Raw genomic sequence first — 15087 nt, 5'->3', positions numbered from 1 at the left:
CCTCAATCCCCCTGTAGGAGCTGCCGAAGGCTGCGATCTTTTGATCTGGATGTTTAGGGGCAAGGTCAAAAGATCGCAGCCTTCGGCAGCTCCTACACGGGCCATCGTGGGTGGGCGAGGGGTTGTTACTACCATCGTCGAATGGTTCTATGGGCCCGGCCCCGTTACAACAGGGTCATACAAAAACAACTATTACACCGAGGTAAGAAAGATGAGTGCGGCTTCTCTGTATCCCGTTCGTCCCGAGGTTTTGGCTAACACGCTGACTGACGAGGCGACCTACAAAGCCATGTACCAGCAGTCGGTCGTCAACCCTGACGGCTTCTGGCGTGAGCAAGCCAAGCGCCTCGACTGGATCAAGCCTTTCACCACGGTGAAACAGACTTCTTTCGACGATCACCACGTCGACATCAAATGGTTTGCCGACGGCACCCTGAACGTTTCCTACAACTGCCTCGACCGTCATCTGGCCGAGCGTGGCGATCAAGTGGCGATCATCTGGGAAGGCGACGATCCTTCCGAGAGCCGCAACATCACCTACCGCGAACTGCACGAGCAAGTGTGCAAACTCGCCAACGCCCTGCGCGGTCAGGACGTACACCGCGGCGACGTGGTGACCATTTATATGCCGATGATTCCCGAAGCCGTGGTCGCCATGCTGGCCTGCACCCGGATCGGCGCGATTCACTCGGTGGTGTTCGGTGGTTTCTCGCCAGAAGCCCTGGCCGGTCGCATCATCGACTGCAAATCGAAAGTGGTGATCACCGCTGACGAAGGCATCCGTGCCGGCAAGAAAATTTCCCTCAAGGCCAACGTCGACGACGCGCTGACCAACCCGGAAACCAGCAGCATTCAGAAAGTCATCGTCTGCAAGCGCACCGGTGGCGACATCAAGTGGAACCAGCATCGCGACATCTGGTACGAAGACCTGATGAAAGTGGCGGGCACCGTTTGCGCGCCGAAAGAAATGGGCGCTGAAGAAGCGCTGTTCATCCTTTATACCTCCGGCTCGACCGGCAAGCCGAAGGGCGTGCAGCACACCACTGGCGGTTATTTGCTGTACGCGGCAATGACCCACGAGCGCGTGTTCGACTACCGTCCGGGCGAAGTTTATTGGTGCACCGCCGACGTCGGCTGGGTCACCGGCCACAGCTACATCGTCTACGGCCCGCTGGCCAATGGCGCGACTACGCTGCTGTTCGAAGGCGTGCCGAACTATCCGGACATCACCCGGGTGGCGAAGATCATCGACAAGCACAAGGTCAACATCCTCTACACCGCACCGACCGCCATCCGCGCGATGATGGCCTCGGGTCAGGCCGCTGTTGAAGGCGCCGATGGCAGCAGTCTGCGTCTGCTCGGTTCGGTTGGCGAGCCGATCAACCCGGAAGCCTGGGATTGGTACTACAAGAATGTCGGCAAGTCGCGTTGCCCGATCGTTGATACCTGGTGGCAGACCGAAACCGGCGGCAACATGATGAGCCCGCTGCCGGGTGCGCATGCGCTGAAGCCGGGTTCGGCGGCACGTCCGTTCTTCGGTGTGGTGCCGGCGCTGGTCGACAACCTCGGTAACATCATCGAGGGCGAGGCTGAAGGCAATCTGGTGATTCTCGATTCGTGGCCAGGTCAGGCGCGCACGCTGTATGGCGATCACGATCGTTTCGTTGATACCTACTTCAAGACTTTCCGTGGCATGTACTTCACCGGTGACGGCGCGCGCCGTGATGCTGATGGTTATTACTGGATCACCGGGCGTGTCGATGACGTGCTCAACGTGTCCGGTCACCGTATGGGCACGGCCGAGATCGAGAGCGCGATGGTTGCGCATCCGAAGGTTGCTGAGGCGGCGGTGGTTGGGGTTCCGCATGACATCAAGGGGCAGGGCATTTATGTCTATGTCACGTTGAAGAATGGCGAGGAACCGACCGAGCAATTGCGTCTGGAACTGAAGAACTGGGTGCGCAAGGAGATCGGGCCGATCGCTTCGCCGGATGTGATCCAGTGGGCGCCGGGTCTGCCGAAGACGCGTTCGGGCAAGATCATGCGCCGCATTCTGCGCAAAATTGCCACGGCGGAATACGATGGGTTGGGGGATATCTCGACCCTGGCGGATCCGGGTGTGGTGCAGCATTTGATTGATACGCATAAGACGATGAATGTGGCTTAAGCGGTAGATGCATAGGAGCCCTGTTCGGTGAATGCCGGGTGGGGCTTTTTTGTGTCTGTAGGGTTTGTGGCGGTCATGCTGGCCCCTTCGCGAGCAGGCTCACTCCTACAGGGATCGCATTCCACCTGAAGAAACGCGATCAACTGTAGGAGTGAGCCTGCTCGCGATCTGATCGTTCCCACGCTCTGCGTGGGAATGCAGCAAGGGACGCTCTGCGTCCCGGAAGCCGACGCAGAGCGTCGAGGGAGGCGTTCCCACGCAGAGCGTGGGAACGATCAGCGACTCAACCAATAATTATCGACCTGCGCCGTAAGCCCTTTCCTACTGTTACCCGCCGCCATCTACGTAACCGAATGTGTAACCGCCCGCCCCGGAGCGGGGCATTGGGAAACGCATCGCCCCGTTTTAGAGCCTCCAAACCCCCGGTGAAAAATAAGACACAACGCTGCGCTTGCCGGATTAGAAGGGTTTGCGAATAATAGGCCCGCAATTTGCAGCATAGATCGGTTCACTGTCTTTCGCTCTTGCATGAATTTGCAAGGCTGTCAACGTGCTCAAGCGGGTTTCTCTGTGCATCTGTAATTAGTTGTCGCATTGAAGAAATATCGACTTCGGGCCTGTCGTTAGAATGCCGATCACTCGCTCATCGTGGCTGATGTTGAAATCTCTCCAGGTTTCAATGGGAAATTTCCCACCGATGCAGCAACCGATTTCCCGATTCACCCATTCGCATATTGGGCTGTCGCTCACTCTGCCGTTTTTGCCCTTTACCGATGGAGTCCCAAGATGAAGAAACTTGTGCTGCTTGGCGCCCTGGCACTGTCCGTGCTGTCGCTGAATTCCTTCGCTGACGAAAAACCTCTGAAAATCGGTATCGAAGCGGCTTACCCTCCGTTTGCTTCGAAAGCACCGGACGGCAGCATCGTTGGTTTCGACTACGACATCGGCAACGCTCTCTGCGAGCAGATGCAGGTCAAGTGTGTGTGGGTCGAGCAAGAGTTCGACGGTCTGATCCCGGCACTGAAAGTGCGCAAGATCGACGCGATTCTGTCGTCCATGTCGATCACCGAAGATCGCAAGAAGTCGGTCGACTTCACCAACAAGTACTACAACACCCCGGCACGTCTGGTCATGAAGGCCGGTACTCAGGTCAGCGAAGGTCTGGCTGAGCTGAAGGGCAAGAACATCGGCGTACAACGTGGTTCGATCCACGAACGTTTCGCCCGCGAAGTGCTGGCTCCACTGGGTGCCGAGATCAAGCCGTACGGCTCGCAGAACGAAATCTACCTCGACGTGGCTGCTGGCCGCCTCGACGGTACCGTGGCTGACGCAACCCTGCTGGACGACGGTTTCCTGAAAACCGACGCCGGTAAAGGCTTCGCGTTCGTCGGTCCTGCGTTCACCGACGTCAAATACTTCGGCGACGGCGTAGGCATCGCTGTTCGTAAGGGCGACGCCTTGAAAGACAAGATCAACGCTGCCATCGCGGCCATCCGCGAAAACGGCAAATACAAAGCAATCCAGGACAAGTACTTCGCCTTCGATATCTACGGCAAGTAACACGTCTCTGCGACAAGTCCGAAATGGCGCAAGCAACAGGATCTCTGAGGTTTGCGCCATTTTTTCATCCCAACTTTCGAGGACCTGAATCATGTTGAAAGGCTACGGGGCTGTCATCCTCGATGGCGCATGGCTGACGCTTCAGCTCGCCTTGTCGTCCATGGCTCTGGCCATCGTTCTCGGGCTGATCGGTGTCGCGTTGCGCCTGTCGCCAGTGCGCTGGCTGGCCTGGCTGGGCGATCTGTATTCCACGGTTATTCGCGGGATTCCCGATCTGGTGCTGATCCTGCTGATCTTTTACGGCGGTCAGGACTTGCTCAACCGCGTTGCGCCGCTGCTCGGATTCAACGATTACATCGACCTAAATCCGCTGGCCGCCGGTATCGGCACCCTCGGTTTCATCTTCGGTGCGTACTTGTCGGAAACCTTCCGTGGCGCGTTCATGGCGATCCCCAAGGGCCAGGCCGAAGCCGGCATGGCGTACGGCATGAGCAGTTTTCAGGTGTTTTTCCGGGTGATGGTGCCGCAGATGATTCGTCTGGCGATTCCGGGTTTCACCAACAACTGGCTGGTACTGACCAAGGCCACCGCGCTGATTTCCGTGGTCGGTCTGCAAGACATGATGTTCAAGGCCAAGCAGGCGGCAGATGCCACCCGCGAGCCTTTCACCTTCTTCCTCGCAGTGGCGGCGATGTACCTGGTGATCACCAGCGTCTCGTTGCTGGCATTGCGTCAACTTGAGAAGCGCTACTCGGTAGGCGTAAGGGCGGCTGATCTATGATCTTCGACTACAACGTCATTTGGGAGGCGATGCCGCTGTACCTCGGCGGGCTGTTGACCACCCTCAAATTGCTCGCGCTCTCGCTGTTTTTCGGTCTGCTGGCGGCACTGCCGCTGGGGCTGATGCGCGTCTCGAAAAATCCGGTGGTCAACGGCGCCGCGTGGCTTTACACCTACGTGATCCGTGGCACGCCGATGCTGGTGCAACTGTTTCTGATCTACTACGGTCTGGCGCAGTTCGAAGCGGTACGCGAAAGCTTCTTGTGGCCATGGCTGTCCAGCGCAACGTTCTGCGCGTGCCTGGCCTTCGCGGTCAACACCAGCGCCTACACCGCTGAAATCATCGCCGGCAGCCTCAAAGCCACGCCGAACGGTGAGATCGAAGCGGCGAAAGCCATGGGCATGTCGCGCTTCAAACTGTACAAACGCATCCTGCTGCCATCGGCCCTGCGCCGGGCGCTGCCGCAGTACAGCAACGAAGTGATCATGATGCTGCAGACCACCAGTCTGGCGTCCATCGTGACCTTGATCGACATTACCGGCGCGGCCCGTACCGTCAACGCGCAGTACTATCTGCCGTTCGAGGCGTACATCACCGCTGGCGTTTTCTACCTCTGCCTGACGTTCATTCTGGTCAAGCTGTTCAAGCTGGCCGAGCGTCGCTGGTTGAGCTACCTCGCGCCGCGGAAGCATTGATATGGAACGCATCGACCACGTTTTGCCGTGGAGCCATTTGGGCAGCGAGCGCAAGATTTCCGTATTCCGCTTCGGACGCGGCGAGCGTAAGGCTTACATTCAGGCCAGCCTCCACGCTGATGAATTGCCGGGCATGCGCACCGCTTGGGAGCTGAAAAAGCGCCTCGGCGAACTCGAAGCCAAAGGCTTGCTCAACGGTGTCATCGAACTGGTACCGGTCGCCAACCCGTTGGGCCTTGGGCAATTGCTGCAGGGCAATCATCAGGGCCGTTTCGAGGCGGGCAGCGGCAAGAATTTTAACCGTGATTTCGTAGAGCTGAGCGCGCCGGTTGCGGCCGCTTTGGCTGACAGTCTCGGTGATGATCCGCACGCCAATGTGCGTCTGATTCGTCAGGCGATGGCCGATCATCTCGCCGCATTGCCGGAGGCGAGCAGCCAGTTGCAAGGCATGCAGCGCGTGTTGCTCAGCCATGCCTGCACCGCCGATGTGGTGCTTGATCTGCATTGCGATGCCGAGGCCGCGCTGCACATGTATGCGTTGCCGCAGCACTGGCCACAGTGGCGTTCGCTGGCCGCGCACCTGAATGTGCGCGTGGGTTTGCTGGCGGAAGATTCCGGTGGCAGCTCGTTCGATGAGGCTTGCTCGTTGCCGTGGTTGCGTCTGTCGCGGCAGTTCCCCGATGCGCAGATTCCGTTGGCGTGCCTGGCGACGACGATTGAGCTGGGCGGCCAGGCCGACACCGGTCGCGCTGAGGCTGAGGCGTATGCTGAAGGCATTCTGGCGTTCCTCGCCGAGCAAGGGTTGATCACCGGCGAGTGGCCGAATCCTGCGCACGAAGCGTGCGAAGGCATGCCGTTCGAAGGCACCGAATTGCTCCTCGCACCCCATCCCGGCGTCGTAAGTTTTCTGCGCAAGCCCGGCGAGTGGGTCGAGGCGGGCGACGAGATTTTTGAAGTGATTGATCCTGTGTCCGATCGGGTCAGCACGGTGTGTGCTGGTACCTCCGGGGTGCTGTTTGCCATTGAACGGCTGCGCTATGCCCAACCCGGTTTCTGGCTGGCCAAGGTGGCGGGGCGCGAAGCGCTGCGTCACGGGCGCTTGCTCAACGACTGACTGACTGTTTTTGTGAGAACCGACCGCATGTACAAACTTGAAGTCCAAGACCTGCATAAACGCTATGGCAGTCACGAAGTGCTCAAGGGCGTGTCCCTGAAAGCGGCAGCTGGCGATGTGATCAGCATCATCGGCTCCAGTGGCTCCGGCAAAAGTACTTTCCTGCGCTGCATCAACCTGCTCGAGCAGCCGCACGCGGGCAAGATTCTGCTCAACAACGAAGAGCTGAAACTGGTGGCGAACAAGGACGGCGCGCTGAAAGCCGCTGATCCGAAGCAGCTGCAACGCATGCGTTCGCGCCTGTCGATGGTGTTCCAGCATTTCAACCTGTGGTCGCACATGACCGCGATTGAAAACATCATGGAAGCACCGGTTCACGTGCTCGGCGTACCCAAGTACGAAGCGCGCGAAAAAGCCGAGTACTACCTGAACAAGGTCGGCGTGGCCCATCGTAAAGATGCGTTCCCGGGGCACATGTCCGGTGGCGAGCAACAGCGTGTGGCGATCGCCCGTGCACTGGCGATGGAGCCTGAGGTGATGCTGTTCGACGAACCGACCTCGGCCCTCGACCCTGAATTGGTTGGCGACGTGCTGAAGGTGATGCAAGCGCTGGCTCAGGAAGGTCGCACCATGGTCGTGGTAACACACGAAATGGGCTTCGCCCGTGAAGTGTCGAACCAGTTGGTGTTCCTGCACAAAGGCGTGGTTGAAGAAAGCGGCAACCCGCGTGAAGTGCTGGTGAATCCGCAATCAGAACGTTTGCAACAATTCCTCTCGGGCAGCCTCAAGTAATCGCTGCCGTTATGCACCAAATTAGGTCATGCTTCGCGACCTGAAGGTTGGCTCCAATCCACTGTAGGAGCTGCCGAAGGCTGCGATCTTTTGATCTGTTTTTGAAGATCAAAAGATCGCAGCCTCGTTCCACTCGACAGCTCCTACATGGGAATGGCATTCCAGTCCCGATGGTGGATCTGCGTCAGGCTCAAGATTTGTGTTCATTTACGGGCTAGCATTGGCCCATGCCTTCATCACTGTTCTTCGCTTCGGATTGCCCGCCCATGACTGCCCATCGAATTGGTTTCCTGATTTGGCCCAGCACTAAAGCGTTGACGCTGGCGCTGGCGGAGGAAGCCTTGCGTGTTGCTCAGCGGGTGCACCCGGACGTGGTTTACGAGCTGTCGTTCCTGCAAGCAGAACCTCCGGCCGAAGGCGCCTGGCAATTGCCCGGTGAAGCGTGGGCGGGCAAGCTCGAAAACTTCCAGAAACTGTTCCTGCTCGCTGACGAGCCGCCGACCACATTGGCCCCGGCACTCAGCAGTGCGCTCAAGCAATTGGTACGTGCCGGTACGGTCATCGGCGGTTTGTCTGCCGGTGTTTATCCGTTGGCGCAACTCGGTTTGCTCGACGGTTATCGCGCTGCCGTGCACTGGCGCTGGCAGGATGATTTCGCTGAACGCTTCCCGAAAGTCATCGCCACCAGTCATCTGTTCGACTGGGATCGTGATCGACTGACTGCCTGCGGCGGCATGTCGGTTCTCGATTTGCTGTTGGCGGTACTGGCCCGCGATCACGGTGCGGAACTGGCCGGCGCCGTTTCCGAAGAACTGGTGGTCGAGCGCATCCGCGAGGGCGGCGAGCGTCAGCGCATCCCGTTGCAGAACCGTCTCGGCTCCAGCCATCCGAAGCTCACCCAAGCGGTGTTGCTGATGGAAGCCAACATCGAAGAACCACTGACCACCGACGAAATCGCCCAGCATGTGTGCGTGTCCCGTCGACAGTTGGAGCGCATCTTCAAGCAATACCTCAACCGTGTGCCGAGCCAGTACTACCTGGAATTGCGCCTGAACAAGGCCCGGCAGATGTTGATGCAAACCAGCAAGTCGATCATCCAGATCGGCCTGTCGTGTGGCTTCTCATCGGGGCCGCATTTCTCCAGTGCCTACCGCAATTTCTTCGGCGCCACGCCGCGGGAAGATCGCAACCAGCGGCGCAGCAGCAGCCCGTTTGAGTTGTCATCGGTGCCGCCGGAGCGCGGTTGATCGCCGCGCTTCAGTCGACGAAGCTATTCGTCGATTTCCGAGCCCTCGGACGTTGAAACTTCCATCTCTGCCTCGTCGATCGTGCTTTCGATGCCAAAGTCCATGCCATGCTTTTTGAAGTAGGCGCTGAGGATTATCTGGCTCTGCGCGTCGAACGGGTTGTCGCGAAAGTTAATTGCTTCAGCAACCTCTCCGGGAAGTTCGAGGATATCGCTGGGCATCTCGGTGATCGCATTACCGCTTAAATCAGCCTTCATCAGGCGCTTGAGCTGGAACAGGCCATCCGGGATTTGCTGGATGCCGGTGTTGTTGAGTATCAGGTCTGTCAGCGAATTCAGTTGCCGCAGATCCGGTGTCAGTGCCAAGGGATTGAAGCTCAGGTCGAGAATCTCAAGGTTCACCATCTCCCCGAGGGCCGCTCTACTGTGCGCGCTCAGAGTGATGTTGCATTCCGTCAGGTACAGCACGGTCAGCTCGCCCATTCTGAAAATCGCTTGAGGAATGTCGTCGAGTGAGAACTCGCGAATGTTTAGCGTCCTGAGTTTGGGAAAGCAATTCAGGAACTGATTGGCGCCCGACGTGGCGCCTTCTTCGCTAAACAAGGTCAAGGTCGACACATGACTGAAGTCTGCGTTCAGCGCCGGTAATTCCCCGATGATCGTGGTAGGCAGGTTGAGCTCGTACAGCGTCTCACCGCGCTCGCCGAGTTCGTCGAACTCGCTTTCTTTGCGCCAGCATTCTTCGACCAGGGCCTTGAATTCATCGCGTGCAGATTGCTCCTCCGCCAGTTCGACCAAGGTGAACGGGTTGTTGGTGAATGGGTTGATGGCCGGAATATCACCGGTCCAGGCGTCCAGATCCTCTCTGAGGCTCAAGTACTCGTTCTCCAGTCGAGTCAGTTCAATTCGAGCGTCATGCGTGAGCCCGGCCAGACGATAAAAAAACTGGCTGGCTTCCTGGACGTTAAACAACGAATAGAGATGTTTTACTCGCGTGATGTCGATTTCTTCACAGAGCACCCCCAGCGTTTGTCCAAACTGGTGAAAGTGCGCTCTGATCCTGTCGCGTGTCACGCTTGACCAAGGGTTGCGGGCAAAATCGAAACCTGAAGTGACTTCCGGCGGGTAATGGAAAAACCCCAAGGGTATGTCACTGATCTGGTTGTTGTTGAAAATACCGGTCGTCAGTTTCGGATGATTCACCAGGCCGTTGGGAAGCTCTGCGATTCCGGTGTCGGCAAGGTCGATGTAGGTCAGCGCGGGCATGTTTGTGATGTCCGGCGCGCGTCCCAATGGATTGCCATACAGATCCAGCGCGCTCAGTGAGGTCAGCCCATTCAACGTTGTCATTGCAGCGTCATCAAGGGTGATGCCGCACTCCGCCAGTATCAATTGAGTGAGATGGGGCATGACTCTAACGGCTTGGGGCACATTCCCAAGATTGAAACTGCGAATCTCCAGATGTTGCAATCGCGGGAAATGACCCAGAAAACGGTCGGCGCCCAGTACGCCGCGACTGCCTTCCAGTGATAAGTGCGTGACGTGGCTGAAATCTGCTGTGAGCTGCGGAAGCTCTCCAACGATCGGAAGAGCGAATTGCAGCAGTGATCGTGGCTCGGGACTTTCGCTGTCGAGCGTTGTGCGTTCTAGCCAGCAACGCTGCAGAGCTTCCTTGAAGGCCAGTCGATTGTTTTTGGCTTCGGAGAACGTCGCAACATCCAGCCGCGTGCCGGTCACGGGATGCAGCCTGGGTGTTTGCGCTGTCCAGTCGTTCAGATCCTGTCGCAATTTAGCCAGTTCGGCAGTCAGCCGAGACAACTCCACGCGAGGGCCCGCCGGGTAGGTCATCAGTCTTTGCATGAATGCTTGAAATTGCTCAGGCGTAAATGACGGGTTGAGCGCCATCGCCTCTTGTTCAAGCACCGGAAGATAGGGGTTGAAGTGTCTATAGCCTTCGCTGCCTCCCGGTAAACGCATGGTGTGCGGATCGTAGGTTGGCTTGAGCTCGCGGTGCAGGGCGAGGATTTTTTGCAGATCGTCGCGGGCTAATGCGTGCTTGCGGATAGTCTGTTTGAGCTTCGCGCCAGCACCGATGTCGATGCCCAGCGCGTCACGTGTATTGTCGGGCAAGGCTTGCAACACGGCGTTGTAGAAATCGAGCGCCGCCGACAATGGCTGGCTCTCATCGTCGAAAGCCTGGTAACGGCCGTCTTCAAGCAGGACCAGGGTTTTGTGCAGGGTGGCATCGCCGGGGTCAATACTGTCGCGCAATGTGCCGCGAGTACCGTATTCACGGACGTCGATTCGCAGGTTTTTTGGCCATCCCGGGACACGTTCGAGTGAATGCAATGCCAGCCGATGAGTGTCCAGCGGGTTGATCGAATCCAGGTGCAAACCTTCAAAAGCGCGACTGCTGCGAACGTCCTCCAGGGCCCAGCGCGACAGTTGCATGAGCCGTTTCGGGACGAGTGATTGCTTGAGTTGTTGGCGTTCTTCGCCCGTGGCAGTGCGCAGGATTTCCCGGGCGACGCTGGTTGGGAGACCGGGCGATGCGTCGATGAGTGCGCGCGAAGCCGCGTCGGTGCTGTATTCGAGTGCGCGGTAGCGTGCATTGAACAGGATGTTGCGACGTTCGGTGGCGATGTCCGCCAAGGTTTTGCGCAGTGCGCGCGCTCGTGCGGTAAAGGCTTGGGGAGGTCGGCCAGGTTCTTCTTTTAATAGTGTCTTGAGATCACTTTCATCGAGCTTCGCCAACAGGTTCGTGAGCAGATCACCTGACCCCGGCGGCGGTTCGTACAGCTCAATCATCGGCAAATCCTGGCGGTTGCTTTGCCAAACGGTCTCGCCTTTAGCGTTGAGTAAACGCAGGCTTTTGTCCTCGGGCCAAGGGCAATGTTCGGTCAGCAGTTGCAGTTGGGTGATCGTGTCGGCCCGCGAAAATTCCGCGACGTGAGGGCTGTTCATTTGATCGATGAACGTGCGAATGCCTTTGTCGATGCTGAAGCGTTTGAGGGTGTCCTCCAGCAAGGGTGGAAGTGGCTCGCGCTCAGCGTGAAATTTGCGCAACACATCTTCGTGATAACCGCTGCTGCTGAGGGCGTGTTCCAGTTCGGTGGGTGACAGGCTGTCGACCGTGTGGCCGATGCGTCGCAGCAGTTTGTCGGTTGGCCAGGTGAGCGGGCGATCAAGTTCCGTTTGCCAGGTGCCCGTGTGGAAGTGTTGAAGCGCTGGAGGATAGGCATCCGCACGGGTCGGGTGATCAATTCGAAAGGCGCTGGTGCCTGGCTCAGGTCTGACGGCGAAGACTTTGCCGTCCAGCGGCAGCAGCAGTTTTCCATCGACCTGATGCAAACCGTGCTGATCAGGCAGGGATTCTTTCGCCAACGAAATCGCTTGCTCGTAGGGGGCCAGGTCAGCTTTCCAGTAGAGGGTTTTTCCGTTCGGTGCCCGAACCGGTTTGAAGCGGTCGATAAAACGCACGACTTGCTGCGGCAGTACGTTACGAAACTCGCCGGCGACCAGCATGCCGCCGGCGGCGAATATGCCCAGTTGCACGACGGATTCCACCGCGTCCAGCAGGTGCAGAAATGCCTCGGTTCGTTGCCCTTGCTCCCACTCGATAATGCCTTCGAAGGTCTCGTCCAGTAACTGATAGGCCATGTAACCCAGCATCAGTTCGCCCAGAAACGGCACGAACGGCATGGCCACGAAAGCAGCGACGTTGAGCAGTGATGAAGCGATGTTCACCAGTGAATCCCAAAACGCCCAACGCGCTTGCTGATCAACCGATGCTGTTGGTACTGCAAGGCTTGGTCCGTCGTTGAGGATTTTGTCTAGTGCATCCTCAAATTGCTGCTGCCATAACGATGCCTGGATGATCTGGGCGCGAAACTGCAGGTCGGGTTTTTCAACCGCTACTTCACGCCAGGCAGGTTTTGGATCGCCTCGTTCGTGCGGGTAAAACTGAATCTGGGTCAAGCGTGCCTTGAGTGTTGAAAAGAAGCGGCCGCGCTCGCTGTGCGCAATAAACCGACTGAAAAAATCCTGGTAGTCGCTTTCGCGCAACTGACGCGTCAGTTCGGTGGAGAAGGCGGCGCTGGAGGCGTATTCCTTGATCGGGTGCTCGGGGTCGTTCGGCACATAGGCCACCAGGCGACTGACGTGTTCGCTGCTGTTCAGGTCGGGCGCAAAGACAATGATGCCGTGCAGTTCAGACGACAGCAGTGACAGGCTCTGGCTGCGCAGAGGTTCGCCGTCGAGCCGCATGCCTTGCAGACCGTCGATCAAGCCGCTGATCAGACGGAACAGATCCTCCTGAATGTCGTTGTTCATCCGCGCGTACAACAGCGCCGATTTCAGTGCAGCCTTCTGACTGGTTTCAACGTGCAAACGTAAGGTCGCCGCGACGTCGGGTCGGGTGACACCCAGTTGATGTTGCAGATGCTGCTGGTATTGCGCGCCGATATCGAGCGTTCGGCACAGTTTGATGAAGTCGGGTATCGACAGCGTCCGGGTGATGTCCGGGAGCGTTTCGAATTGCTCGTGCTCGTCTGGCCGGGTGATGAAGCAGGAGTCGGGGTCGAACGCATCCGCTTCGGTTTCGTGGCGCTCGAAGTTATGCAGCGCCGCATCCAGCAATGACACGCTCCAGATCCGCTGGGCGCCCGTGGAGAATCCGAACCAGGGATTTGTCACCGGAATGTACAGGCGCACGAAGGTGTTTTTGACGTCGAGTGTCAGGCCGACTTGATCCTTGATGGCCGCTGTCAGCAACGGCGCGGCAAAGGCGTCGACATCCTTGAGATCGGCGAGCAGGCGATCCACCTGGTTTTGCGCTGTCCAGTACTGAGCATTCAGGGTGCGCAGATGAGCCTGATGCTGACGAGGAGAACTTGCCAGCCCAGGTTCAGGGTGTGGCGTGCCGCGCCGCAAAGCATGTCTTCGAAGTGCCGAAGCGTTCGCCAGCCAATCAGGTGTGGCGTGATGCAAATGCAGAAAATGCGTGTCGTCGTGCTCGGCAACGAAAGCGTCGAGACGGACGGTAGGTTGAAGCGGTTGTGACAGGTTCATACGCTCATCCATTAGCGTGTGGAGAGCGCCCAGCAAATCAGAAAAAAAATCATCATGTGCGGTACATAGTTACCGCACATGGAATTCTTCGATCAAATACAGTGAAGCCACCGCAGATCCGCCCGGGCAGTTTAAACTGCGCCTTTGCGACGCTATATGTCGCATTGCCGTAAACCCGGGAAAATCCGGGGTTTGCGCTATAAGAAGTTGTCGCTTGGCGGCAAGGCCGGGCTGAAAACTGTCCTTACAATCCCCCCATCGCTCGCCAGTTTCAGGCGGGTGTTCCTCTTCAGGAGACTCCGATGTCCGTTGAGCACGCTGCGGTACAACGCGCCGATTTCGACCAGGTAATGGTTCCCAACTACGCGCCTGCCGCTTTCATTCCGGTGCGTGGCGCCGGTTCCCGCGTCTGGGATCAGGCCGGCCGCGAGCTGATCGACTTCGCCGGCGGGATTGCCGTTAACGTCTTGGGCCACGCGCACCCGGCGCTGGTCGGTGCATTGACCGAACAGGCGAACAAGCTGTGGCACGTGTCCAACGTGTTCACCAACGAGCCAGCCCTGCGTCTTGCGCACAAACTGATCGACGCCACGTTCGCCGAGCGCGTGTTCTTCTGCAACTCCGGCGCTGAAGCCAACGAGGCCGCTTTCAAGCTGGCCCGTCGTGTTGCGTTCGACCGTTTCGGCACTGAGAAATACGAAATCATCGCTGCGCTGAACAGCTTCCACGGCCGTACTTTGTTCACTGTTAACGTCGGTGGCCAGTCGAAGTACTCCGACGGTTTCGGCCCGAAAATCACCGGCATCACCCACGTTCCTTATAACGACCTGGCCGCGCTGAAAGCGGCGGTTTCCGACAAGACCTGTGCGGTCGTGCTGGAACCGATCCAGGGCGAGGGCGGCGTGCTGCCAGCCGAATTGGCGTACCTGCAAGGTGCCCGCGAACTGTGCGACGCGAACAACGCGCTGCTGGTATTCGACGAAGTGCAAACCGGCATGGGCCGCAGCGGCAAGCTGTTCGCCTACCAGCATTACGGCGTGACTCCGGACATCCTCACCAGCGCCAAGAGCCTGGGCGGCGGTTTCCCGATCGCGGCGATGCTGACCACCGAAGCGCTGGCCAAACATCTGGTTGTCGGCACTCACGGCACCACCTACGGCGGCAACCCGCTGGCGTGCGCGGTCGCTGAAGCAGTGATCGACGTGATCAATACGCCAGATGTGTTGAACGGCGTGAATGCCAAGCACGACAAGTTCAAGGCACGCCTCGAGCAGATCGGCGAGAAATACGGCTTGTTCACTCAGGTGCGTGGCCTCGGTCTGCTGATCGGTTGCGTGCTCAGCGATGCGTGGAAAGGCAAGGCTAAAGACATCTTCAACGCCGCTGAAAAAGAAGGCCTGATGATTCTGCAAGCCGGCCCGGACGTGATCCGTTTCGCCCCGAGCCTGGTGGTGGAAGACGCTGATATCGATGCCGGCCTGGATCGTTTCGAGCGCGCTGCTGCAGCACTGACGCAAGCCTGATAGACCCTTCGGCGCCTGGAGCTTTTCAGGCGTCGATCAAAATTTTGATGCCGGACCAGATCAACTGTAGGAGTGAGCCTGCTCGCGATTGCGTTATGTCAGTCAACTCATTGGTTTCTGACAGACCGCAATCGCGAGC

9 protein-coding genes are annotated in these 15087 nt (G+C 58.2%); 8 read left to right on the top strand and 1 reads right to left on the bottom strand.

Features of this window, described 5'->3' with window-relative positions; translation table 11 throughout:
- Positions 1 to 211 precede the first annotated feature (211 nt).
- The 7 genes from acs (at position 212) to argR (ending at position 8356) form a co-directional block, all read left to right on the top strand.
- Complete coding sequence (gene acs, locus QMX93_RS25790) at positions 212 to 2167, top strand: acetate--CoA ligase (protein ID WP_053122882.1); 1956 nt, start codon at positions 212 to 214, stop codon at positions 2165 to 2167.
- A 786-nt stretch (positions 2168 to 2953) separates the two neighbouring features.
- Positions 2954 to 3727: an ABC transporter substrate-binding protein gene (locus tag QMX93_RS25785; RefSeq protein WP_053122880.1), complete on the top strand. Its 774-nt coding sequence runs from the start codon at positions 2954 to 2956 to the stop codon at positions 3725 to 3727.
- Positions 3728 to 3818: 91 nt separating this feature from the next.
- Entirely contained in the window at positions 3819 to 4508 is a 690-nt protein-coding gene (locus QMX93_RS25780) for an ABC transporter permease (RefSeq protein ID WP_053122878.1), read from the top strand.
- On the top strand, positions 4505 to 5203 hold the full coding sequence (locus QMX93_RS25775; RefSeq protein WP_053122875.1) for an ABC transporter permease: 699 nt from the start codon (positions 4505 to 4507) through the stop codon (positions 5201 to 5203). Before QMX93_RS25780 ends, QMX93_RS25775 begins: the two co-directional genes overlap by 4 nt.
- A 1-nt stretch (position 5204) precedes the next feature.
- Positions 5205 to 6317: a M14 family metallopeptidase gene (locus QMX93_RS25770; RefSeq protein WP_282358401.1), complete on the top strand. Its 1113-nt coding sequence runs from the start codon at positions 5205 to 5207 to the stop codon at positions 6315 to 6317.
- Positions 6318 to 6344: 27 nt separating this feature from the next.
- Entirely contained in the window at positions 6345 to 7109 is a 765-nt protein-coding gene (locus tag QMX93_RS25765) for an ATP-binding cassette domain-containing protein (RefSeq protein ID WP_007912705.1), read from the top strand.
- 266 nt (positions 7110 to 7375) lie between these two features.
- On the top strand, positions 7376 to 8356 hold the full coding sequence (argR, locus tag QMX93_RS25760) for a transcriptional regulator ArgR (protein WP_007912706.1): 981 nt from the start codon (positions 7376 to 7378) through the stop codon (positions 8354 to 8356).
- 23 nt (positions 8357 to 8379) lie between these two features.
- On the opposite strand, the gene QMX93_RS25755 is transcribed toward argR, so the two are convergent.
- The gene (locus QMX93_RS25755; RefSeq protein ID WP_282358400.1) at positions 8380 to 13425 is read right to left on the bottom strand and encodes a DUF6543 domain-containing protein; all 5046 of its coding nucleotides are present in this window, start codon (positions 13423 to 13425) and stop codon (positions 8380 to 8382) included.
- 302 nt (positions 13426 to 13727) lie between these two features.
- Between QMX93_RS25755 and QMX93_RS25750 the strand changes: the two genes are divergently transcribed.
- The gene (locus tag QMX93_RS25750) at positions 13728 to 14948 is read left to right on the top strand and encodes an aspartate aminotransferase family protein (RefSeq protein WP_282358399.1); all 1221 of its coding nucleotides are present in this window, start codon (positions 13728 to 13730) and stop codon (positions 14946 to 14948) included.
- Positions 14949 to 15087 lie beyond the last annotated feature (139 nt).

Origin of the sequence: Pseudomonas sp. PS01303 (assembly GCF_029959385.1) — a bacterium.
Taxonomy (GTDB): Bacteria; Pseudomonadota; Gammaproteobacteria; order Pseudomonadales; family Pseudomonadaceae; genus Aquipseudomonas; species Aquipseudomonas rustica.
Note: the sequence above shows the minus strand (reverse complement) of the source record. Positions and strands in the feature narration are given on the sequence as shown.

Bases quoted from the DNA above. Each gene is read 5' to 3' on its own strand.
- QMX93_RS25755 (WP_282358400.1), bottom strand. From the start codon at position 13,425: ATGAACCTGTCACAACCGCTTCAACCTACCGTCCGTCTCGACGCTTTC.
- QMX93_RS25785 (WP_053122880.1), top strand. From the start codon at position 2,954: ATGAAGAAACTTGTGCTGCTTGGCGCCCTGGCACTGTCCGTGCTGTCG.
- QMX93_RS25780 (WP_053122878.1), top strand. From the start codon at position 3,819: ATGTTGAAAGGCTACGGGGCTGTCATCCTCGATGGCGCATGGCTGACG.
- QMX93_RS25775 (WP_053122875.1), top strand. From the start codon at position 4,505: ATGATCTTCGACTACAACGTCATTTGGGAGGCGATGCCGCTGTACCTC.
- QMX93_RS25765 (WP_007912705.1), top strand. From the start codon at position 6,345: ATGTACAAACTTGAAGTCCAAGACCTGCATAAACGCTATGGCAGTCAC.
- QMX93_RS25770 (WP_282358401.1), top strand. From the start codon at position 5,205: ATGGAACGCATCGACCACGTTTTGCCGTGGAGCCATTTGGGCAGCGAG.
- acs (WP_053122882.1), top strand. From the start codon at position 212: ATGAGTGCGGCTTCTCTGTATCCCGTTCGTCCCGAGGTTTTGGCTAAC.
- QMX93_RS25750 (WP_282358399.1), top strand. From the start codon at position 13,728: ATGTCCGTTGAGCACGCTGCGGTACAACGCGCCGATTTCGACCAGGTA.
- argR (WP_007912706.1), top strand. From the start codon at position 7,376: ATGACTGCCCATCGAATTGGTTTCCTGATTTGGCCCAGCACTAAAGCG.